Below are 19236 nucleotides of genomic sequence, written 5' to 3'. Positions count from 1 at the left end.
GACTCCGGTCGGGGGTGATGCCGCGGCGTCGGTACGCGCGGTCGGTCAGGCGTTCATCCAGACATTATCGCCCGCGGGCGCGGCAATGGACACCCCGGCCGAATGCGGTAGAAGGGCGAAGAGGGGAGGCGGAACCCCTATACGGCCTGTTCCGCTGCGTCCATCCAGCGTTCGATGGCGGCGCGGTCGCGCAACTTAAGCAGCTTGTCCGTCTGCGCGAGCAGCCGGCCGCGGTCGCTGTCGCGAATCGCGCGCCGCACTTCCAGCAAGGTGGCCGGGTGCAGGCTGAATTCGCACAGGCCCAGCGCCAGCAGCAGGCGGGTGAAGCGCGGATCGCCGGCGATCTCGCCGCACATCGCCACCGGCACGCCGTTCTCCTCGCCGGCGCGCAGGATGTGCCGCAGCAGCCGCAGCACGCCCGGATGCAGCGGGGTGTACAGCTCGCCCAGCGCCTCGTTGTCGCGGTCGGCGGCCAGCAGGTACTGCACCAGGTCGTTGGTGCCGATGGAGGCGAAGTCGATCAGGTCGACGAACGCCTGCATGCCGATCGCCGCGGCCGGCACTTCGATCATCACCCCGAAATCGATCTGCTCGGCGACTTCATGTCCGTTGCGGCGCATGTGCGAGAGAATGCCGGCCAGGCGGCGGCGCACGGACAGGATTTCCTCGCGGTTGCTGATCATCGGCACCAGTACCCGCACCGGGCCGTAGCCGGAAGCGCGGGCGATCGCGCGCAGCTGGGTGTTGAACACCTCGCCGTGGGCCAGCGCCAGACGCACGCCGCGCACGCCCAGCGCCGGGTTGTCTTCGTCGGCGGCGACCAGCCCGGCGCGGTCGGCCTTGTCGGCGCCCAGGTCCAGGGTGCGGAAGGTCACCGGCCGGCCGCTCATGCCCAGCACCGCATCGCGATAGATGCGGAACTGTTCTTCCTCGTCCGGCAGGTGATCGCGCTGCAGGAACAGGAACTCGGTGCGGTACAGACCCAGGCCGCCAGCGCCCAGTGCATGCGCGCGGGCGATGTCCTCCTGCGATTCGGCGTTGGCGAGCAGGGCGATATCGGTACCGTCGAGGGTGCGCGAGGGCTTGCCGCGCAGGCGGCGCAATTCGCGCTGTTCGCGTGCGGCGTCGCGCTGGCGCGACTGGTGCGCGCGCAGGTCGGACGCGTTCGGTTCGACGATGACCTCGCCGCTGCCGCCGTCGACGACCAGCACGTCACCGTCGTTGATCTTCTGCAGCGCATGCGCCGCGCCGACCACCAGCGGCAGATGCAGGCTGCGGGCGAGGATGGCGCTGTGTGACAGGGTGCTGCCGGCGGCGCTGACCACCGCGACCACGCCCTGCGCCTGCAGTTGCGCCAGTTCGGACGGGGCCACGTTGTCGCAGACTAGGATCTCGCCGGCCAGCCCCTTCGGCGCATCGGCGCGTTCGTGCAGGTGGGCGTGGATGCGGCCGATCACATGGTCCAGATCGTCCATGCGGCTTTTCAGGTAGGCGTCGTCCATGCCCTCGAACACCGCCGCCAGCCGGTCGCGCTGCAGGCGCAGCGCATAGTCGGCGCTGTAGCGCCCGACCCGGATCAGTTCGTCCAGGCCGTGCAGCAGTTCGGGGTCGTCCAGCAGCAAGGCGTGCAGGTCGAGGAATTCGCCGACCTCCCTGGCCAGCGCGCCGTGCAGCTTTTCGCGCAGCGCGCGCATTTCGCCGCGGGTGGCGTCCACTGCCGCATGCAGGCGTGTGAGTTCGGGGCTGACCGCGCTGGCGGCGATCTGCTGTTCGGCGACCTCGAGCGCGTGCGGCTGCCTGACACGGGCCCGTCCCAGTGCGCTGCCGCGCGCGGCGCCGTGCCCGGAAAACTGCAGCCGCATGCGTCAGCTGTCCTCGTCGAAGCGGCGCTCGAACAGGCTGGCCACCGCGTCCATCGCCACGGCTTCGTCCTCGCCCTGGATGCGCACCGTCACCGGCGTGCCCTGGCCGGCGGCCAGCAGCATTACGCCCATGATGCTCTTGGCGTTGACCTCGCGCCCCTTGGCCGCCAGCGTGGCGTTGCAGCGAAACGGCGCCAGCACCTGCACCAGCTTGGCGGTGGCGCGGGCGTGCAGTCCCAGGCGGTTGGATACGATCAGTTCACGCTCAAGCATCGTCGATGACGGCTCCGTTGCGGGTGCCGGCCGCGGCGGTGGCCGGCAGTTCTTCCAGGTTCTGTTCCGAATAGTTCATCACCCGCAGCAGCATCGGCAAGCTCAACGCCGAAACACGCCGTACCGGCGTGCCCAGTTGCGCCAGCCGCCGGGCCAGGTTGCTGGGGCTGGCGCCGTACAGGTCGGTCAGCACCAGCACGCCGTCGCCGCCATCGACCTTGCGCATCGCGGCCGAGGCCTGCGGCAGCAGCTGGTCGAGGTCGGCGTCCAGCGGCACCTCGAAGGCTTCCGCCTTCAGCGGCAGCTGTTTCAGCAGCGCCTGCGCGACCGCCAGAATCGAGGCGCCCACGCCGGGATGGGTAATCAGGAGGATGCCACAAGCCATGCCCGGAAGTTAGCAGACTGGCGTGAAATCCGGGTAGCGATCAGTCCTGTTCGCGATGGAAGGTGGCCACGTCCTCCCAGCCCAGCTCGCGCGCGTGCGCGGCCAGGGTCTCGGCCAGGTACACCGAACGGTGCTTGCCGCCGGTGCAGCCGAAGGCGATGGTGACGTAGCTGCGGGTCTCGCCGCGCAGGCGCGGCAGCCAGGTATCGAGGAACTGGCTGACCTGCTCGACGTATTCGGCCACTTCCGGCTGCGCGTCGAGGAATTCCCGGACCGCCGTATCGCGCCCGCTCAGCGGACGCAATTCCGGATGCCAGTGCGGATTGGGCAGCACCCGGGCGTCGAACACGAAATCGGCGTCGGTCGGCACCCCGCGGCGGTAGGCGAAGGACTCGAACAGCAGCGACAGCGCGGTGCCGCTGCCCGGAGCGAATTCGGCGACGATGCGCCGGCGCAGCTGGTGCACGTTCAGCGCGCTGGTGTCGATGACGGTGTCTGCCTCGTCGCGCAACGGCTGGACGACCTCGCGTTCCAGGCCGATCGCCTCGCGCAGTGACAGGCCGAGGCGGGCAAGCGGGTGCCGGCGGCGGGTATCGGCGTAGCGCCGCAACAGGGCGTCGTCGTTGGCGTCGAAGAACAGCAGGCGGGGATCGAAGCCGAGCTCGGTGACCGCCGCCCGCCATTGCGCCAGCTTGCTCAGGTCGCTGTGGCGGTTGCGCACGTCGATGCCGACCGCGATCTTCTGCGGCAGTTGGTCGTCGCGCATCAGGCTGCGCACGAAGGCCGGCAGCAGCTCGACCGGCAGGTTGTCGACGCAGTAGAAGTCCAGGTCCTCGAACGTGCGCAGGGCGACCGACTTGCCCGAGCCGGACAGGCCGCTGACGATGACCACCGATGGCGCCGGCGTGCGCGGGACGTGCTCCTCGTCGGCGGCCGAGGTGGTCATGGCGCGCTGCGTTCGAGCAGGTTGCTGTGGCGGGCGATGAACATGGCGGCCGGGTCGATGCCCTTGGTGCGCAGGATGTGCAGGCGGGTGGCGGCCTCGGTCAGCACGGCCAGGTTGCGGCCCGGCATCACCGGCAGGGTGATCAGCGGCACGTCCAGGTCGAGCACGTGGCGGGTGCCGGAATCGCCGGTCAGGCGCTCGTAGCCGTGCGCGTGCGGTTCGGTCATCGGCTTGGTCAGGTGCACGATCAGGCGCAGGTACTTGTTGCGCTTGACCGCGGTGTCGCCGAACATCTCGCGCACGTTCAGCACGCCCAAGCCACGCACTTCCAGCAGGTCCTGCAGCAGTTCGGGGCAGGTGCCGTCCAGCACGTCGGGGGCGATCTGGGTGAATTCGGGGGCATCGTCGGCGACCAGGCGGTGGCCGCGGCTGAGCAGTTCCAGCGCCAGCTCGCTCTTGCCCGATCCGGATTCGCCGGTGATCAGCACGCCGATCGAATAGATCTCCATGAACACCCCGTGCAGGGTGACCCGCGGCGCCAGCGTGCGCGCCAGGTGGTAGGAGATGTGGTTGAACAGTTCGTGGCCGCGATTCGGCGATACCCACAAGGGGGTGTCGGATTCCTCGGCCGCCTCGCGCAGGTCTTCCGGGCACGACTGGTTCTTGCTGATCACCAGCGCCAGCGGCCGGTAGCGCATGATCTTCTCGATGGTTTCCCAGCGGATGCGCGAATCCAGCGAATCCAGCCAAGCCAGTTCCTCGGTACCGAGGATCTGCACCTTGTTCGGATAGATGGTGTTGAGGTAGCCGGCCAGCGACGGCCGCCGCGATACGGTATCGCCGGACTCGATGCTGCGTTTCTCGCCCTTCTGCCCGGCCAGCCAGCGCAGGGACAGCTTCTCTTTCTGCTGGTCGAACAGTTCGCGCGCGGTGATGCTGCTATCCATAGCCGGCATGATGCGGGCAGGGTCGTTGCCTGCGCAAGCCGTCCGGCGCAGGCAAAGGCCGCGCCGGATGGCAGGGGAAAGCGGAGATCAGCCGAGGATTTCGACCTTGCCGCTGCGCGCCTGGTCGAGCTTCTTGCGCTTGTGTTTCATCAGCAGGCGGTCGAGCTTGTCGGCGAGGATGTCGATGGCCGCGTACATGGTCTGTGCGCTGGCGTCGGCGTGCAGGGTGGCGCCGGAGACCGAGAGGGTCGCTTCGGCGACGTGGTCGGGCTTGCGGATGCCCAGTTGCGTTCGGACCTCGAGCGGTTGTTCGAAGTGCTTGCCCAATCGACCCAGCTTGGTTTCCACATACTCCCGCAGGGCAGGGGTGACTTCCATCTGCTGGCCATAGGTCTCGATACGCATGGTGTGCCTCCTGACAGATAAAGGTAGCCGCGAGCTACGCGGCAGGGTCTGGGACAACGGGTTTGGGGTCGAGGTTCCTCCTTTGTCGAAAGGTCGGGCCGACAGTGTGCCGCCATCGGCCGTTGGAATCTGGTTAAACGCTCCGTCGGCGCACCGGAACCGCTTTCCGGTCAGGCCATCCGCACGCGCTCGTGCGAGGACAGGATGTCCATGGCCTCACGATACTTCGCCACGGTGCGGCGCGCCACCGGTACCCCGGAGGCCTTCAGCAGATCGGCCAGCTTGGCGTCGGACAGCGGTTTGCGCGGGTTTTCTTCCTCGATCAGCTTGCGGATCATCGACTGGATCGCGGTGCTGGAGGCCTCGCCGCCGCCTTCGGTGCCGACGCCGGAGGCGAAGAACGACCGCAGCGGCAAGGTTCCACGCGGCGTGCGCACGAACTTGCGGGCGATCGCGCGTGAAACCGTCGATTCGTGCAGGCCGACTTCGGCGGCGACTTCGCGCAGGGTCAGCGGGCGCAGGGCCTGTTCGCCGAATTCGAGGAAGCCGGCCTGCTGGTGCAGCAGGCAGTGCATCACCTTCAGCAGGGTCTCGCCGCGCGCTTCCAGGCTCTTCAGCAGCCAGCGCGCTTCCTGCAGGTGCCCGCGCAGGTAGCTGGCATCGCTGTCGCTGCACTGGCGGATCATCTGTTCGTAGCCGCGGTGAATCGAGACCTTGGGCAGCGAGCTGGAAGACAGCCCGGCGCGCCAGACGCCGTTGTGCCGCCAGACCACGCAGTCCGGGACCACATAGGTGTCGTGGCTCAGTTCGCCGATCTGCGCGCCGGGCTTGGGGTCCAGCGAGCGCAGCAGGGCGATGCCGGCTTCGACTTCCTCGGCCGCCAGCTTCATCTCGCCGGCCAGGCCGGCCGCGGTGCTGCGCGGCAATCGTTCCAGCAGGCCGTCGTCGACGATCCGCAGGGCCGCGGCCTTGCCGGCGGTGTCGTCATCGTAGCCGGCCAGCTGCACGCGCAGGCATTCGCCCAGGCTGCGCGCGGCCACGCCGACCGGGTCGAAGCGCTGCAGCTGGTGCAGCACGGCCAGGATCTCGTCCTCGTCGGCGCGGATCTCCGGCTGCAGGGCCTGGGCGATGGTGTCCAGCGGTTCGCGCAGGTAGCCGTCCTCGTCCAGCGCGTCGATCAGGGTCGCGCCGATGCTCAGGTCGCGCGGGGACAGGTGCGACAGCTGCAACTGCCACAGCAGATGGTCCTGCAGGCTATCGGCCTTGGCCACGCGTTCGGCGGCGCTGCCCATGTCGTCGTCGTCGAAGGAACCGCCGCGACCGCCGCCTTCCATCGACCAGGGGCCGTCGTCGGGGGTGCCCCAGTCGTCGTCCGCACGTTCGCGGGATTCGTCGGCGGTGTCGGCATCCGCAGCAGGCTCGGCGTTTGCACCGCCATCGCTGTCGAAGTCGTCGTCGCCGTTCTCGGCCCAGTCCAGCAGTGGATTGGTCTCCACCGCCTCGGTGAGTTCGGCTTCCAGCTCGGTGGTGGACATCTGCAGCAAGCGGATGGCCTGACGCAGCTGCGGCGTCATGACCAGTTGCTGTCCCAGCGATGTCTGGAGGCGTGGTTTCATTCCGTCGTCCGGATCCGCATCGGTCCACGGCCAGGGGCCGGGCGTAGCGAGTCCCTAGAGCCGGAAGGTTTCCCCCAGATAGACCCGACGCACGTCCGGATTGGCCAGCAGCGCGTCCGGAGCCCCCTGCGCGAGCACGCTGCCTTCGTTGAGGATATACGCCCGGTCGCAGATTCCCAAGGTTTCACGCACGTTGTGGTCGGTGATCAGCACCCCGATGCCGCGGCTCTTCAGGTGCTTGACGATGCGCTGGATTTCCCCGACCGAGATCGGGTCCACGCCGGCGAAAGGTTCGTCCAGCAGCATCAGCCGTGGCCGCGCGGCCAGCGCGCGGGCGATCTCGCAGCGCCGCCGTTCGCCGCCGGACAGGCTGGCGCCGAGTTGGTCGGCGACGTGGCCGATCTGCAGTTCGTCGAGCAGCTGGTCCAGTTCGCGGTCGATGCCGGCGCCGTCCAGATCCTCACGCAGTTCCAGCACCAGGCGGATGTTGTCGGCCACGCTGAGCTTGCGGAACACCGAGGGCTCCTGCGGCAGGTAGCCCACGCCCAGCCGCGCGCGCCGGTACATCGGCTCGGCGGTGATGTCCTGGCCGTCCAGCTCGATCTTGCCGGCGTCGGCGCCGACCAGTCCGACGATCATGTAGAAGCAGGTGGTCTTGCCGGCGCCGTTGGGGCCGAGCAGGCCGACCACTTCGCCCGGCTCCAGAGTGAGGCCGAAGTCGGCCACCACCTCGCGCTGGCGGTAGCGTTTGCGCAGGCCCTGGGCGGTCAGCATCAGGGCGTGTCCCCGTTGGCGGGCACGGGGCTAGGTTCGCCGACCTTGGTCTGCCCGCGCGCGCCGCGCGGCAGGATCACGGTCTTGACCCGCGAGCCGTCGCCGCCGGCCTGCATGTTGCCGGAACGGGTGTCGTAGACCAGCCGCTGGCCGGATTGCGAGCCGCGCGGGGACTTCAGCGAATAGTTGCCGGTCAGGATGATGACCTCGGTGTTCATGTCGTAGTCGATGCGATCGGCGGCGGCGTTCATCCAGCTGCCATCGTCCATCTGCTGCTTCAACTGCACCTGCTTGCCGGTGAACACGGCGCGCGACGGGTCTCCATTGCTTTGCGCCAGTTCGGCGCGGGCGGCGGAAATTTCCAGCGTGCCCTGCTTGAGCGTGACATTGCCCTGCCACACGGCCGTGCTGTTGCCGTCCATCGTCCCTTCCTGGGTATCCGAATCCAGAAGGATGGGCTGGTTGCGGTCGGAGGACTTGGCCCAGGCGCCACCGGCGGCCAGCAGCGACAGAAACAGGAGGGCGCTAACGCGCGGCGTGGGGCTCATAACGGGATCGGACCTTGGATTTGAATGCGTAACGCTTGGTCTTGGTGTGGATTTCGAACCCCACGCCTTTGAGTATAGAACCGGGCTGGGTGAGGGTCACGGCGGCATCGGTGCGGGCCAGATTCTCGCGCGGGAGCACGTCCAGGTACGCGGTTTCGAAAGTGCCGGTCAGGCTGGAACCGGGCGGACTGGTGCCGATGACATCGTCCTTCAGCTTGACCTCGTCGCCCTTGGCGCTGGCCCAGCCGCTGTCCGCGCGCAATTCCCAGTTGCGGCCCTCGTCGTCCGGAATCAGGAACAGCGGGGTGGCGATGGTGTAGGTGTGGTCGTTGGGGTCGCGCTCCATCAGCGGCGCGCGCAGGCTCAGCGATTCGCTGCCGGCATCGTCCAGCACGATCATCTCGAAATCGCGCATCACGTAATCGGGGCGGCCGGTCTGCATCACCTGCGGCTGTGGTTGGTCGCGGTGTTTCCAGGCCGACCAGCCGCCGAGTATCGCGGCCAGCAGCAGGCCCAGCCCGAGCAGCAGGCGCCAGTTCATCGTTCCAGCTCCGCCAGCAACGCCGGCACGTGTCCCTGTGCGGCCAGCAGCAGATCGCACAGTTCGCGCGCCGCGCCTTCGCCGCCGGCCGCGCGGGTGATCCAGCGCGCGTGCGGGCGCGTCCACGGGTGCACGTTGGCCGGGGCGACGCTCAGGCCGACATGGCGCATCGGCGGGATGTCGGGCAGGTCGTCGCCCATGAAGCTGACCTGTTCCAGCGCCAGCCCGTGGCGCTCGCACAGTTCGCGCACGCAGGCCAGCTTGTCCTTGGCGCCGGCATGGACCTCGGCGCCCAGTTCCTCGCCGCGCAGACGCGCGACTCGGCTGTCGCGGGCGGTGACGAAGGCGACGCGCACGCCGAAGTGGCGCAGCTGGGCCAGGCCTTGGCCGTCGGCGACGTGGAAGGACTTGCTTTCGCGGCCCTCGCTGTCGAACAGCAGACGGCCGTCGGTCAGGGTGCCGTCCACGTCGAAGCAGGCCAGGCGAACGCGGGCGGCGCGTTGCAGCAGGTCTTCGCTCAGGTCGTGGAGATGGGAATGGGGCATCGTGTCGGCGGGTGAGGGGAGTGGGCGTTCGGGATTCACAGGCCCGGTTACACCACGCGGGCACGCAACAGGTCATGAATGTTGAGCGCGCCGATCACCTTGCCCGCGTCGTCGACCACGACCAGGCCGCTGCCGATCTTGCGCTCCTCGAGCAGGTGCGCGGCTTCCGCGGCGAGCTGGCGTGCGCCGATGGTGACCGGGTCGCGGGTCATCACCGCGTCGATGCGGGTGGCGTGGATGTCGGTGGAGCCGGCATCCAGCGTGCGGCGCAGGTCGCCGTCGGTGAAGATGCCGTGCAGCCGGCCTTCGCCGTCGACCACCGCGGTCAGGCCCAGACGCTTGCGGCTGATTTCCACCAGCGCTTCGGCCAGACTGGCGCCGAGCGGCACGGCGGGGATGTCGTCGCCGTCGTGCATCACGTCGGACACGTGCAGCAACAGGCGCCGCCCCAGGCTGCCGGAGGGATGCGAGCGGGCGAAGTCGTCCGGCCCGAAGCCGCGCGCTTCCAGCAGGGCCACCGCCAGCGCATCGCCCATCGCCAGGCTGGCGGTGGTGCTGCTGGTCGGGGCCAGATCCATCGGGCAGGCCTCGGCCGGCACCGCCACGTCCAGATGCACGTCGGCCTCGCGCGCCAGGGTGGAGCCGGCGCGGCCGGTCATCGCGATCAGCCGATTGCCCTGGCGCTTGAGCACCGGCAGCAGGGTCAGCAGTTCGTCCGACTCGCCCGAATACGACAGCGCCAGCACCACGTCGGCGTCGGTGATCATGCCCAGGTCGCCGTGGCCGGCTTCGCCCGGATGCACGTAGAAGGCCGGTGTGCCGGTGGAGGCCAGGGTCGCGGCGATCTTGCGGGCCACGTGCCCGGACTTGCCCATGCCGGTGGTGACCACGCGCCCGCGGGCGCCCAGGATCAGCCGGCAGGCGGCCGAGAACGCGCCGTCGATGCGCGCCTGCAGCGCCTGCAGGGCCTCGGCTTCCAGCCCGATCACGCGCTGGCCGCTGGATGCCAGGCTGGCATCGCTGGGGGCATCGGCGGGCGGAAGGTTGCGGGACATGGGCGCGGCGCGGCTGAGGGTAGAATGGCCGGCCATTCTATTAGGAAAGCCTTTTGGACGCCGGAATCCTGCGTGAACTCATCGAAACCGGCCTGCCCGGCGCGCAGGTGCGGGTGCAGGGCGAGGACGGCGTGCATTTCGAGGCGACCGTGGTCAGCGAGGCCTTCCGCGGCAAGCTGCCGCTGGCCCGGCACCGAATGGTCTACGCCACCCTGGGCGAACGCATGGGCGGCGAGATCCACGCCCTGCAGCTGAAGACATTGACGCCGGAAGAAACCGGCACCTAGCGGGCCGGGCGCAGTTCCCGCCCGCCCATCAACGACACACCCGGAAACCCATGCAGAAAATCATCGTCACCGGCAGCCAGCCCCTGAACGGCGAAGTCGTCATCTCCGGCGCCAAGAACGCGGTGCTGCCGATCCTGTGCGCCACCCTGCTGGCCGACGCGCCGGTGGAGATCACCAACGTGCCCAACCTGCACGACGTGGTCACCACCATCAAGCTGCTGGGCGAGCTGGGCGCGGGCATCACCATCGACGAAGGCACGCTGGCGCGCGGGCGCGGCATCACCATCGACCCGACCAGCGTGACCCGTTTCGTCGCCCCCTACGAACTGGTCAAGACCATGCGCGCCTCGGTGCTGGTGCTGGGCCCGTTGCTGGCCCGCCATGGCGCGGCGGTGGTGTCGCTGCCGGGCGGCTGCGCGATCGGTTCGCGACCGGTGGACCAGCACATCAAGGGCCTGCAGGCGCTGGGCGCGGACATCGTGGTCGAAAACGGCTACATCAAGGCGCGCGCGGCGCGGTTGAAGGGCGCACGCTTCGTGTTCGACATGGTCACCGTTACCGGCACCGAGAACGTGATGGCCGCGGCCACCCTGGCCGAAGGCACCACGGTGCTGGAGAACGCGGCGATGGAACCTGAGGTCACCGACCTGGCCGATTGCCTGAACGCACTGGGCGCGAAGATAGAAGGCGCCGGTACGCCGCGCATCGTCATCCACGGCGTCGAACGGCTGCAGGGCGGTCGCCATTCGGTATTGCCGGACCGGATCGAGACCGGCACCTTCCTGGTCGCCGCGGCGATGACCGGCGGCCGCGTCACCGTGCGCCAGGCCCGCGCCGATACCTTGGACGCGGTGCTGGAGAAGCTGAAGGAAGCCGGCGCCGCGGTCGAGTCCGACGACGACAGCATCACCGTGGACATGCAGGGCAAGCGGCCGAAGGCGGTCAGCCTGACCACCGCGCCGTACCCGGCGTTCCCCACCGACATGCAGGCGCAGTTCATGGCGCTGAACTGCATTGCCGACGGTGTCGGCGTCATCAACGAGACCATCTTCGAGAACCGCTTCATGCACGTGCAGGAACTGCAACGGCTTGGTGCGGACATCCGCGTCGAAGGGCATACCGCCATCGTGCGCGGAGTGGACAAGCTCAGCGGTGCGCCGGTGATGGCCACCGACCTGCGCGCCTCGGCCTCGCTGATCCTGGCCGGGCTGGTCGCCGAGGGCGAGACCGTGATCGACCGCATCTACCACCTGGACCGCGGCTACGAGAACATCGAGGAAAAGCTTGGTGGCCTCGGCGCGCAGATCCGCAGGGTGTCGTGATGTCGCCGGCACGCAATTCGTCGTCCAGGCGGGTGCGGGTCTGGCTGGCGCTGTCCAGCCTGCTGCTGATCGCGCTGGCCTGGCTGTATTTCACCGATGCGGCCGGCATCAGCGGCATGCGCAGCGAACAGATGGACTGGGACGGGGACGGCACCGTCACCGGCGGCGAGATCGCGCAGGCGTTCTACGCGGTCAGCGTCAGGAAAAACGAAGACGGCCCGCGTACCTGCAAGACCTATTACTGGCGCCGCGGCGGCGAGACGATCCGGGTCGAGTGCAAGACCACGTTTGCCGGCGACCCCGAGTGATCGTCCGCCGTCAGTTCCAGGAACGGATGCGCAGGTCGATGCTGTCCTTGCCGTCTTCGCGCTGAAGGATGCGTGCGGGCGCCGGCAGGTCCGGGGCCACCCAGACCACGGTTTCGCGGCGGCCGCTGGTGCGCGACAGCTTGGTCGCCGAGACCTGTTTGCCGGCCACGCTGATGGTTTCCTTGCCCAACACCTGATAGGACATCGGCGAAACGCGGCCGTTCTCGACCATGCGGTACTTCAGCGGCTTGCCGGCGGCCAGGTCGCGGATCACGGCCAGGTTGATCAGCAGCGCGTCCATGTCGCCGTTGCGCAGGGCTGCAGGGCCGGCGCGGTCGGCTTTGACGTCGCCGCTCCAGGTCGCCTGGCGCTGGTTCCAGTCGTAGGTGGTTTCCACGGTCTTGCGCTTCACCAGCAGCAGGGTCTTGTCCAGGCTGCTGAGCGGGCGGTACTGGCCATCGACCACGTCGAAGCGGGTGCTCTGGCTGAGCACGCCCAGGTTGTTGCGGATTTCCAGCGTGTACTGCCACTGGTCGCCGGCCTGCGGCGACAGCGACATGCTGCCGTCGGCCTGCAGGCCCATGTAGCTGGCCTGGTAATCGGCGGTGAAGGCCTCGATGGCCAGCGCCGGCGCGCTGGCGAGCGCAAGCAGGGCGGCGACGATCAGGGGCAGGCCGCGGCGCGGTGCGGGGAACATGGCTTATTGCACTCCTTGGTAATCGACCAGCCGCAGGTCCAGTCCGTCCTGGCCGTCTTCGCGCTGCAGGATCCGGACCGGGGTCGGCACGCCGCTGGCGACCCAGAATATCGTGTCGTCGTTGCCGCCGTTGCTGCGCGCCACGCGCATGGCATCGTAACTCAGCTCGTCGTCCGCCTGGACGATCTCGGTGTCGGCGGCGACCGCATAGCGGTATTCGCGCGCGCGGCCGTTGTCGACCACGCGGTAGTCCAGCGTGGCGCCCGGTTGCGCATCGCGGATCACCGCCAGATTCATCAGCAAGGTGCTCAGGTCGCCGTCGCGCAACGGCACCGGGTCGCGGCGCTTCTTGCTGATGTCGCCTTCCCAATGGGCCAGGTGCGCGTTCCAGTCGTAACGGCCGCTGACCTTGCGGCCGGTGAACAGCGCATGCTTGACCGTGCTCTGTTCGAGCGGACGGAAGCGATCGTCTTCCAGCTGGAAAACCGTGCTCTGGTCGGCATTCAGCCGCAGCAGGCCGGCCAGGCCGCGATTGCCGCGCACGTTCAGGTTGATCCGCCAGCGGTCGTTGGCTTCCTGCACGACCTGCAGGGTGGCTTCGCCGGCCTGCTTGCCTTCGTTGAAGGCCAGGTAGCGGGCGCTGAACGGTTCCAGCGCGCAGGCGCTGCCGCTGGCCAGGGCCAGCAGGACGGCGGCGAAGTGGATGGCGGGACGCGGAAACGGCATGTTCAATCGCTACGACGGCAAAGGTTTCCGGCGGAATCTAGGCGCAGCGGGCTGAAAAGGGGCTGACCGTCCAGCAGGACCGCGCCGCCACTTTCGGCGATCTGGCCGTCGGCGGCCAGCCGCGCTACCGCCACCAGCAGGGCGTGCTCGCGCGGCAGCAGGCGCAGGGCCAGGTCGTGCTCGCGGTCGCCCGGGATGAGCGGCACCTGAACCTGTGCGATCACCGCGCCGGCATCCAGCTCCGGGACCACGAAATGCACGCTGGCGCCGTGTTCGGCGTCGCCGGCCTCGATCGCTCGCCGGTGGGTGTGCAGGCCGCGGTATTTCGGCAGCAGCGAAGGGTGGATGTTCAACAGGCGACCACGGAAGCGTTCGACGAAGGCGCTGTCCAGGATGCGCATGTAGCCGGCGCAGATCACCCAGTCCGGCGCGGTGGCCGCGACTGCATCGGCCAGCGCGCGGTCGAAGGCGGCGCGGTCGGCGAACGCTTTCGGTTCGGCCGACCAGCGCAGCGGTTCGGCGACCCGTTGCAGGGCCGGCGCGGCCGGCTGGTTGGAGAACACGCCGACGACTTCCGCATCCAGGGTGCCGGCGGCGATGGCGTCCAGCAACGCCTGCAGGTTGCTGCCGCGACCGGAGACGAGGACGGCGAGACGCGAAGTCATGCCGTCAGCGCGTTCCGAACAGCGCCTTGACCGAAGGCCGGTTCAGCACGACCAGGGCATAGATGCCCAGGGCGGTGCCCAGCGGCAAGTCCAGGCAGATCAGGATGGAAACAGCCAGGCACAGCCCGTGGCGACGATGCCGCGCCAGATCGCGGGCGACGATGAACTTCAGCACCAGCATGACCAGCGAGAGCACGATCACGACGGTGAGGATGCCGATCAGGATCTGCCCGCCGATCGCCTGTTCCGATGTTTGTCCGGTCAGGTTCTTGCTGCGTTCGATTCCGATGCCGAGGGCCAGCAGGCCGCCGATCAGCAACACGCCCAGCAACTGCAGGGCGTTGTACACGTGGAACAGGATCGACAGCGTGCGCAGGTCCGCGGCGTCGCGCGAAGGCGGCATCGCGTTGGCGTGCGGGGCGGGCAGCGGGGGCGGGGCAGACATCAATCGCGGTATCCGGGGAAACGGTGCTGCAGGAAAGGATAGGTCAGTCCTGCGCCGATAGTGGCCAGCAGCATGTCGGCGTGCGCATCCCAGATATCGCCCTGCTGACCGTTGTAGGACTCGGCCGCTTCCGGCGACAGCAGCAGCGCGATCACCCACTCCAGCCACTCGTAGACCAGGCTGCTGCACATGATAAGCATCAGCATCAGCGCGAACGCCTGACGCAATGACAGCGACCGCCAACGCTGGCACAGCCAGTGGACCAGGGCGGGCGCCAGGCACAGGCCGTACAGCAAGTGGATCAGGCGGTCGAATTGATTGCGCTGCCAGCCGAAGGCTTGTCCGGGCGACCAGCCCAGCAGACTTTGCAGCCACTGCTCGTAAGGGACGTTGGAATACATCCAGCGCGCGCCGATGCAGTGCATGACGATGAAGCCGCAGACCAGGGCGAAGTCGCCGATCCGCATCGGCCAGCGGCGATCGTGCAGATGCAGCCAAACCAGGCCGACCACGGTCAGGCTGCTGTGCAACGCCTGTTCCAGAGGCCACAGCGGCTTGATCCAGGTGATGGCGAACACCACCCAGGTCGCGACCAGGATCAGGCGTTTTCCGCGAGCCATGGCCGGATCAGCCGATTCGCACCCGCTCGCCGGTTGTCGAGGGCACGACCTGGCCGATCCGCCAGTGCGGCAGCGCCAGTCGCTCGAGTTCGACTTCGATGGCAGCTATGTGGCTGGCGTCGGCGACCAGCACGAAGCCGATGCCGCAGTTGAAGGTGCGCCACATCTCGTTGTCGGCGACCCGGCCTTCGCGCTGCAGCCAGTCGAACACCGGCGGCAGCGTCCACGACGAGGCGTCGATCTCCAGTCCCAGTCCGTCGGGGACCACCCGGATGATGTTTTCGGTCAGGCCGCCGCCGGTGACGTGGGCCATGCCGTGGATGGCCGCGCCGTGGGCACCGCGCAGCAGCTCCAGCACCGGTTTGACGTACAGCCGGGTCGGTTCCATCAGCGCGTCGGCCAGCGTCGCGTCGCCGATGTCCAGGTCGGCGGGCCGACCAGCGGCGTCGTAGATGCGGCGGATCAGCGAATAGCCGTTGGAATGCGGGCCGCTGGAACCGATGCCGATCAGCACGTCGCCCGCGCGCACCGCCGAGCCGTCGCGCAGCTCGGATTTCTCCACCGCGGCCACGCAGAAGCCGGCCAGGTCGTACTCGCCGGGGCCGTACATGTCGGGCATCTCGGCGGTTTCGCCGCCGATCAGCGCGCAACCGGACAACTCGCAACCGCGGGCGATGCCGCCGACCACGGCTACCGTGGTGTCCACGTCCAGCTTGCCGGTGGCGAAATAGTCGAGGAAGAACAGCGGCTCGGCGCCCTGCACCAGCACGTCGTTGACGCACATGCCGACCAGGTCGATGCCGATGCTGTCATGGCGGCCCAGCTGCTGGGCCAGCTTGAGCTTGGTGCCGACGCCATCGGTACCCGACACCAGCACCGGTTCGCGATACTTGCCGGACAGGTCGAACAGCGCGCCGAAACCGCCCAGACCGCCCATCACCTCGGGCCGGAAGCTGCGTCGAACCAGCGGCTTGATGCGTTCGACGAGCTCGTTGCCGGCATCGATGTCGACGCCGGCGTCGCGGTAGGTCATGCCGCCCGGGGCGGGGGAGGAAGGCTGGTTCACGGCATCGGCATGGGTGCGGGCGAGGACGGAATTCTAAGGGAATCGCCGTCCGATCACCCGCTCGCCGCGGCCGGCGGTGGCGCCGGAAGCCGGTTCGGGCAACAATTCCCGCTTGCCGGGAACGTGGATTTCCGGCGTTTCGTCTGGCCCAAGGAAGCAAGATGCGCCGTATCGCCGTTCCGCTGACCGTATTCGCGTTGACCCTGTTTGCCGGCCTGGCCTGGGCGCAGAGCGGACTGCGGACCGAAGGCGACCGCGCCGGCGCCAGCGGCGTGTACGAGGCCGAAGTCCCGGTCGCCAGCCAGAGCGATACCGACTTGGAGCGCGGCATGGCGCGCGCGCTGGGCGTGGTGCTGGGCAAGATCAGTGGCGACCGCAACGCGATGGGTCGCCCCGGCGTCGCCCAGGAACTGCGCCGGGCGCGCGATTACATCGACAGCTACGACTTCCGCCAGGACCAGGGCAGCTCGCCCGGCGGCGCGCCGACCTACCGCACCATGCTGGTGGCGCGCTTCAAGCCGACCGAAGTCGATGCCCTGGCTGGCGTGCTCGGGCTGCCGGTCTGGCCGCAGCCGCGACCGAAGCCGGTGGCCTGGCTGGCGATCGACGACGGCAGCGGGCCGCGACTGGCCGCGCTGAAGCAGGCCAATGCGGTGCGCCCGCTGCTGAGTCGGGCCATCGAGCGCGGCTACCGGCTCGGCCTGCCGGCGGGCAACGCCGCCGAACAGGCGCTGGTCGGGGCGATCTGGCGCCAGGACACCGCCGCCGTGGCGCGCGCGTCCTCGCGCTACCAGCCGCCGATGCAGCTGATCGGCAAGCTGTACCGCAGCGGCGGTGGCTGGCGCGCGGACTGGGTGTTCGTCGACAACGGCAAGGTGCTGTCGAAATGGTCGGCCAGCGACAGCGACGCGCGCCGGGCGATGGTGTCGGGCGCCGATGGCGCGGCCGATGCGCTGATCAAGCGTTACCGCAAGGCGGGCGGGGTCGGCACGGCCGGCAAGTATCGGGTCGCCTTCACCGGTATCGATTCGACCGACGATTACCTGCGCCTGAGCGGTACCCTGCAGAAGATGAGCGTGGTGCGCGGGATCCGTCCGCTGCAGGCGACGCCGGGACGACTGGAACTGGAACTGGAACTGCTGTCGGGTCTGAACGGGTTCCGCAGCAGCGTGGACCCGGCGGTACTGGTTGAAGTACCGGTCGCCGAGCTGGCCGAGGGCGAACCGACGCCGACCCCGGAATACCGGCTGTACTGAGAACCGCACGAGGAACCTGCCGCCGATGAGCGAGACCACCGACGCCAATGCCGACATCGCCCGCTTCCTCAAGCGCCTGCAATGGGGGCTGGTGGCGTTCGTCGCCGGCTGGATCGTCTGGCTGCTGGCGCCGATCCTGACCCCGTTCGCGATGGCGGCGCTGCTGGGCTGGCTGGGCGACCCGCTGGTCGACCGCCTGCAGCGCGCCGGTCGTTCGCGGACGATGGCGGTGACCCTGGTCTATCTGCTGATGGTGGTGCTGCTGGCGCTGGTGCTGGTGATCCTGGTGCCGATGCTGGAGCGGCAGGTCTCGACCCTGATCAACGCGTTGCCCGGGTACCGCGACTGGTTCGTCGGCACCGCGCTGCCCTGGCTGGAGCAGCGGACCGGCTACACCCTGGCCGGTTGGTTCGACAGCGACAAGTTGATCGAACTGATCCGCAGCCACTGGAAGCAGGCCGGCGGCATCGCCACCGCGGTGTTCGGTTACCTGTCCAGCTCCGGTTTCGCCTTCCTGGCCTGGATCGCCAACGTCGTGCTGCTGCCGATCCTGGCGTTCTATTTCCTGCGCGACTGGGACCTGCTGGTCGAACGGGTCGCGGCGATGATCCCGCGCGACCACATCGGCACGGCGTCGCGGCTGGCATCCGAATCCAACGAGGTGCTGGGCGCGTTCCTGCGCGGCCAGTTCCTGGTGATGCTGGCGCTGGGCGCGATCTACGCCATCGGCCTGTCGCTGGTCGGGCTGAAGCTGGGCCTGCTGATCGGCATCATCGCCGGCCTGATCAGCTTCGTGCCCTATCTGGGTACGGCGACCGGTATCGTGCTGGGTCTGCTGGCGGCGCTGGTGCAGGCCAAGGGCGTGGACATCCAGTTGCTGGCGCTGGTCGGCGTGGTCTTCGTCGTCGGCCAGATGCTGGAAGGCTACGTGCTGACTCCGCGCATCGTCGGCGACCGCATTGGCCTGCACCCGATGGCGGTGATCTTCGCGATCATGGCCGGCGGCCAGCTGTTCGGTTTCCTCGGCATGCTGCTGGCGCTGCCGGTGGCGGCGGTTTCCAACGTGCTGCTGCGCTATGCGCACGAGCGCTACACGCAGAGCCGGCTGTACGCCGGTGCGCAGCCGGCCACGGCGCTGGCGTCCGCCGGATCGCCGGAAGGCGCGAATATCGACCCGCTGACCGATGCCGAAGCCGGGTCGCCGAACGAGGGTGAGGACGCCTGACCGGCTCCATGGGCAGCCCCACGCCGCAGTTGCCGCTGGCCTTGCGATATCCGCCGGAGCAGCGATTCGAAACCTTCCTGTCGCCGCCTCCGGGCGCGCTGGCGCAGTTGCGCGCGCTGGCGGTCGAGACCGATCCCCGTGCCTGCTACCTGTACGGGCCGGCCGGCAGCGGCAAGACCCATCTGGCGCTGGCGGTCTGCGCCGCCGCCGAGCAGGCCGGTCGCCGGGTCGCCTACCTGCCGCTGCAGGCCGCCGCCGGGCGCGTGGCCGACGCGCTGCAGGCCGTGGCCGGCAACGAAGTCGTGGTGCTGGACGGTCTGCAGCATGTCGTCGGCGGTCGTGACGACGAGGTTGCGCTGTTCGACCTGCACAACCGCGCCCACGATACCGGCATCGGCCTGCTGTACACCGCGGACGCGGCGCCGGATGCGCTGCCCCTGGTACTGCCCGACCTGCGCTCGCGGCTGTCGCAGTGCGCGCGGATCCGGCTGCAGCCGCTGGACGACGAAGGCCGCCGCGCGTTGTTGCGCGGTCGCGCGCAGCGTCGCGGACTGGTGCTGGAGGATGCGGCGGTCGAATGGCTGCTGGTCCGCACCGCGCGCGATCCGGGGTCGCTGCTCGGCCTGCTGGATCGGTTGGACCGCGCATCGCTGGCGGCGCAGCGGCGGGTCACCGTGCCGTTCCTGAAGCAGGTGCTGGGCGTGGCCGACGCCGGTTGATCG

Annotated in this window: 24 protein-coding genes; 6 read left to right on the top strand and 18 right to left on the bottom strand. The window is 68.8% G+C overall.

All coding sequences use genetic code 11. From position 1 onward, the window contains the following. Positions 1 to 137: 137 nt before the first annotated feature. From ptsP to CSC70_RS05970, 12 genes are all read right to left on the bottom strand, one after another. Positions 138 to 1862 carry a phosphoenolpyruvate--protein phosphotransferase gene (gene ptsP, locus CSC70_RS06025; RefSeq protein ID WP_162455748.1) on the bottom strand — a complete coding sequence of 575 codons (1725 nt, stop codon included), beginning with the start codon at positions 1860 to 1862 and terminating at the stop codon, positions 138 to 140. 3 nt (positions 1863 to 1865) lie between these two features. Then, on the bottom strand, positions 1866 to 2135 hold the full coding sequence (locus CSC70_RS06020) for an HPr family phosphocarrier protein (RefSeq protein WP_162455747.1): 270 nt from the start codon (positions 2133 to 2135) through the stop codon (positions 1866 to 1868). Beyond that, positions 2128 to 2520 carry a PTS sugar transporter subunit IIA gene (locus CSC70_RS06015; RefSeq protein WP_162455746.1) on the bottom strand — a complete coding sequence of 131 codons (393 nt, stop codon included), beginning with the start codon at positions 2518 to 2520 and terminating at the stop codon, positions 2128 to 2130. Before CSC70_RS06015 ends, CSC70_RS06020 begins: the two co-directional genes overlap by 8 nt. Positions 2521 to 2560: 40 nt before the next feature. Then, entirely contained in the window at positions 2561 to 3466 is a 906-nt protein-coding gene (gene rapZ / locus CSC70_RS06010; protein ID WP_162455745.1) for an RNase adapter RapZ, read from the bottom strand. After that, positions 3463 to 4413 (bottom strand): HPr(Ser) kinase/phosphatase, encoded by a 951-nt coding sequence (gene hprK / locus CSC70_RS06005; RefSeq protein ID WP_162455847.1) that lies wholly within the window; start codon positions 4411 to 4413, stop codon positions 3463 to 3465. The genes rapZ and hprK overlap by 4 nt, the downstream gene beginning before the upstream one ends. 87 nt (positions 4414 to 4500) lie before the next feature. Continuing rightward, a complete protein-coding gene (gene hpf, locus CSC70_RS06000; RefSeq protein ID WP_162455744.1) occupies positions 4501 to 4818 on the bottom strand; it encodes a ribosome hibernation-promoting factor, HPF/YfiA family in 318 nt (105 codons plus the stop codon). Positions 4819 to 4988: 170 nt separating this feature from the next. Further along, positions 4989 to 6434 carry an RNA polymerase factor sigma-54 gene (locus tag CSC70_RS05995; RefSeq protein WP_162455743.1) on the bottom strand — a complete coding sequence of 482 codons (1446 nt, stop codon included), beginning with the start codon at positions 6432 to 6434 and terminating at the stop codon, positions 4989 to 4991. Between the two features lie 54 nt (positions 6435 to 6488). Then, positions 6489 to 7208 carry an LPS export ABC transporter ATP-binding protein gene (gene lptB, locus CSC70_RS05990; protein ID WP_162455742.1) on the bottom strand — a complete coding sequence of 240 codons (720 nt, stop codon included), beginning with the start codon at positions 7206 to 7208 and terminating at the stop codon, positions 6489 to 6491. After that, on the bottom strand, positions 7208 to 7756 hold the full coding sequence (lptA, locus tag CSC70_RS05985) for a lipopolysaccharide transport periplasmic protein LptA (RefSeq protein WP_162455741.1): 549 nt from the start codon (positions 7754 to 7756) through the stop codon (positions 7208 to 7210). Before lptA ends, lptB begins: the two co-directional genes overlap by 1 nt. Beyond that, entirely contained in the window at positions 7734 to 8297 is a 564-nt protein-coding gene (gene lptC / locus CSC70_RS05980; RefSeq protein ID WP_162455740.1) for an LPS export ABC transporter periplasmic protein LptC, read from the bottom strand. The genes lptA and lptC overlap by 23 nt, the downstream gene beginning before the upstream one ends. After that, the gene (locus CSC70_RS05975) at positions 8294 to 8842 is read right to left on the bottom strand and encodes a KdsC family phosphatase (protein WP_162455739.1); all 549 of its coding nucleotides are present in this window, start codon (positions 8840 to 8842) and stop codon (positions 8294 to 8296) included. Before CSC70_RS05975 ends, lptC begins: the two co-directional genes overlap by 4 nt. A gap of 47 nt (positions 8843 to 8889) precedes the next feature. Then, positions 8890 to 9897 carry a KpsF/GutQ family sugar-phosphate isomerase gene (locus CSC70_RS05970; RefSeq protein ID WP_162455738.1) on the bottom strand — a complete coding sequence of 336 codons (1008 nt, stop codon included), beginning with the start codon at positions 9895 to 9897 and terminating at the stop codon, positions 8890 to 8892. A gap of 53 nt (positions 9898 to 9950) precedes the next feature. Between CSC70_RS05970 and CSC70_RS05965 the strand changes: the two genes are divergently transcribed. The 3 genes from CSC70_RS05965 to CSC70_RS05955 are packed head-to-tail and all read left to right on the top strand — an operon-like array spanning position 9951 to position 11814. Beyond that, positions 9951 to 10184 (top strand): BolA family protein, encoded by a 234-nt coding sequence (locus CSC70_RS05965; RefSeq protein WP_162455737.1) that lies wholly within the window; start codon positions 9951 to 9953, stop codon positions 10182 to 10184. Positions 10185 to 10234: 50 nt separating this feature from the next. Then, positions 10235 to 11506, top strand: coding sequence for a UDP-N-acetylglucosamine 1-carboxyvinyltransferase (gene murA / locus CSC70_RS05960; RefSeq protein WP_162455736.1), 1272 nt, complete (start codon positions 10235 to 10237; stop codon positions 11504 to 11506). After that, complete coding sequence (locus CSC70_RS05955; protein WP_170293801.1) at positions 11506 to 11814, top strand: EF-hand domain-containing protein; 309 nt, start codon at positions 11506 to 11508, stop codon at positions 11812 to 11814. Before murA ends, CSC70_RS05955 begins: the two co-directional genes overlap by 1 nt. A 10-nt stretch (positions 11815 to 11824) precedes the next feature. Here the strand turns inward: CSC70_RS05955 and CSC70_RS05950 are convergent, their stop codons facing one another. Genes CSC70_RS05950 through purM form a run of 6 tightly spaced genes read right to left on the bottom strand, consistent with a single transcriptional unit; the run spans position 11825 to position 16000 of the window. Continuing rightward, the gene (locus CSC70_RS05950; RefSeq protein ID WP_162455735.1) at positions 11825 to 12511 is read right to left on the bottom strand and encodes a DUF3108 domain-containing protein; all 687 of its coding nucleotides are present in this window, start codon (positions 12509 to 12511) and stop codon (positions 11825 to 11827) included. 3 nt (positions 12512 to 12514) lie between these two features. Next, positions 12515 to 13237 carry a DUF3108 domain-containing protein gene (locus tag CSC70_RS05945; protein WP_162455734.1) on the bottom strand — a complete coding sequence of 241 codons (723 nt, stop codon included), beginning with the start codon at positions 13235 to 13237 and terminating at the stop codon, positions 12515 to 12517. Positions 13238 to 13239: 2 nt separating this feature from the next. Next, positions 13240 to 13902, bottom strand: coding sequence for a phosphoribosylglycinamide formyltransferase (purN, locus tag CSC70_RS05940; protein ID WP_162455733.1), 663 nt, complete (start codon positions 13900 to 13902; stop codon positions 13240 to 13242). A gap of 4 nt (positions 13903 to 13906) precedes the next feature. Next, positions 13907 to 14347 carry a hypothetical protein gene (locus CSC70_RS05935; protein ID WP_162455732.1) on the bottom strand — a complete coding sequence of 147 codons (441 nt, stop codon included), beginning with the start codon at positions 14345 to 14347 and terminating at the stop codon, positions 13907 to 13909. Beyond that, entirely contained in the window at positions 14347 to 14967 is a 621-nt protein-coding gene (locus CSC70_RS05930) for a DUF2238 domain-containing protein (protein ID WP_162455731.1), read from the bottom strand. Before CSC70_RS05930 ends, CSC70_RS05935 begins: the two co-directional genes overlap by 1 nt. Before the next feature lie 7 nt (positions 14968 to 14974). After that, the gene (gene purM / locus CSC70_RS05925; protein ID WP_162455845.1) at positions 14975 to 16000 is read right to left on the bottom strand and encodes a phosphoribosylformylglycinamidine cyclo-ligase; all 1026 of its coding nucleotides are present in this window, start codon (positions 15998 to 16000) and stop codon (positions 14975 to 14977) included. Positions 16001 to 16194: 194 nt separating this feature from the next. Between purM and CSC70_RS05920 the strand changes: the two genes are divergently transcribed. The 3 genes from CSC70_RS05920 to hda are packed head-to-tail and all read left to right on the top strand — an operon-like array spanning position 16195 to position 19233. Beyond that, on the top strand, positions 16195 to 17289 hold the full coding sequence (locus tag CSC70_RS05920; RefSeq protein ID WP_162455730.1) for a DUF2066 domain-containing protein: 1095 nt from the start codon (positions 16195 to 16197) through the stop codon (positions 17287 to 17289). A 25-nt stretch (positions 17290 to 17314) separates the two neighbouring features. Then, positions 17315 to 18514 (top strand): AI-2E family transporter, encoded by a 1200-nt coding sequence (locus tag CSC70_RS05915; protein WP_162455729.1) that lies wholly within the window; start codon positions 17315 to 17317, stop codon positions 18512 to 18514. Between the two features lie 8 nt (positions 18515 to 18522). Continuing rightward, positions 18523 to 19233: a DnaA regulatory inactivator Hda gene (gene hda / locus CSC70_RS05910; RefSeq protein ID WP_162455728.1), complete on the top strand. Its 711-nt coding sequence runs from the start codon at positions 18523 to 18525 to the stop codon at positions 19231 to 19233. Positions 19234 to 19236: the final 3 nt, after the last annotated feature.

Source organism: Pseudoxanthomonas kalamensis DSM 18571 (assembly GCF_010211745.1).
GTDB lineage: Bacteria > Pseudomonadota > Gammaproteobacteria > Xanthomonadales > Xanthomonadaceae > Pseudoxanthomonas_A > Pseudoxanthomonas_A kalamensis.
This window is presented reverse-complemented; position numbering and strand designations above follow the sequence as displayed.

Excerpts from the sequence above, each read along its gene's own strand:
- lptB (WP_162455742.1), bottom strand. The coding sequence starts at position 7,208 with ATGCTGACCGCCCAGGGCCTGCGCAAACGCTACCGCCAGCGCGAGGTG.
- lptC (WP_162455740.1), bottom strand. The coding sequence starts at position 8,297 with ATGAACTGGCGCCTGCTGCTCGGGCTGGGCCTGCTGCTGGCCGCGATA.
- hpf (WP_162455744.1), bottom strand. The coding sequence starts at position 4,818 with ATGCGTATCGAGACCTATGGCCAGCAGATGGAAGTCACCCCTGCCCTG.
- CSC70_RS05930 (WP_162455731.1), bottom strand. The coding sequence starts at position 14,967 with ATGGCTCGCGGAAAACGCCTGATCCTGGTCGCGACCTGGGTGGTGTTC.
- CSC70_RS05955 (WP_170293801.1), top strand. The coding sequence starts at position 11,506 with ATGTCGCCGGCACGCAATTCGTCGTCCAGGCGGGTGCGGGTCTGGCTG.
- murA (WP_162455736.1), top strand. The coding sequence starts at position 10,235 with ATGCAGAAAATCATCGTCACCGGCAGCCAGCCCCTGAACGGCGAAGTC.
- hda (WP_162455728.1), top strand. The coding sequence starts at position 18,523 with ATGGGCAGCCCCACGCCGCAGTTGCCGCTGGCCTTGCGATATCCGCCG.
- rapZ (WP_162455745.1), bottom strand. The coding sequence starts at position 3,466 with ATGACCACCTCGGCCGCCGACGAGGAGCACGTCCCGCGCACGCCGGCG.
- purN (WP_162455733.1), bottom strand. The coding sequence starts at position 13,902 with ATGACTTCGCGTCTCGCCGTCCTCGTCTCCGGTCGCGGCAGCAACCTG.
- CSC70_RS05950 (WP_162455735.1), bottom strand. The coding sequence starts at position 12,511 with ATGTTCCCCGCACCGCGCCGCGGCCTGCCCCTGATCGTCGCCGCCCTG.
- CSC70_RS05945 (WP_162455734.1), bottom strand. The coding sequence starts at position 13,237 with ATGCCGTTTCCGCGTCCCGCCATCCACTTCGCCGCCGTCCTGCTGGCC.
- CSC70_RS05970 (WP_162455738.1), bottom strand. The coding sequence starts at position 9,897 with ATGTCCCGCAACCTTCCGCCCGCCGATGCCCCCAGCGATGCCAGCCTG.
- CSC70_RS05975 (WP_162455739.1), bottom strand. The coding sequence starts at position 8,842 with ATGCCCCATTCCCATCTCCACGACCTGAGCGAAGACCTGCTGCAACGC.
- ptsP (WP_162455748.1), bottom strand. The coding sequence starts at position 1,862 with ATGCGGCTGCAGTTTTCCGGGCACGGCGCCGCGCGCGGCAGCGCACTG.
- CSC70_RS05920 (WP_162455730.1), top strand. The coding sequence starts at position 16,195 with ATGCGCCGTATCGCCGTTCCGCTGACCGTATTCGCGTTGACCCTGTTT.
- CSC70_RS06015 (WP_162455746.1), bottom strand. The coding sequence starts at position 2,520 with ATGGCTTGTGGCATCCTCCTGATTACCCATCCCGGCGTGGGCGCCTCG.
- CSC70_RS06020 (WP_162455747.1), bottom strand. The coding sequence starts at position 2,135 with ATGCTTGAGCGTGAACTGATCGTATCCAACCGCCTGGGACTGCACGCC.
- CSC70_RS05995 (WP_162455743.1), bottom strand. The coding sequence starts at position 6,434 with ATGAAACCACGCCTCCAGACATCGCTGGGACAGCAACTGGTCATGACG.
- purM (WP_162455845.1), bottom strand. The coding sequence starts at position 16,000 with ATGACCTACCGCGACGCCGGCGTCGACATCGATGCCGGCAACGAGCTC.
- hprK (WP_162455847.1), bottom strand. The coding sequence starts at position 4,413 with ATGGATAGCAGCATCACCGCGCGCGAACTGTTCGACCAGCAGAAAGAG.
- lptA (WP_162455741.1), bottom strand. The coding sequence starts at position 7,756 with ATGAGCCCCACGCCGCGCGTTAGCGCCCTCCTGTTTCTGTCGCTGCTG.
- CSC70_RS05935 (WP_162455732.1), bottom strand. The coding sequence starts at position 14,347 with ATGTCTGCCCCGCCCCCGCTGCCCGCCCCGCACGCCAACGCGATGCCG.
- CSC70_RS05915 (WP_162455729.1), top strand. The coding sequence starts at position 17,315 with ATGAGCGAGACCACCGACGCCAATGCCGACATCGCCCGCTTCCTCAAG.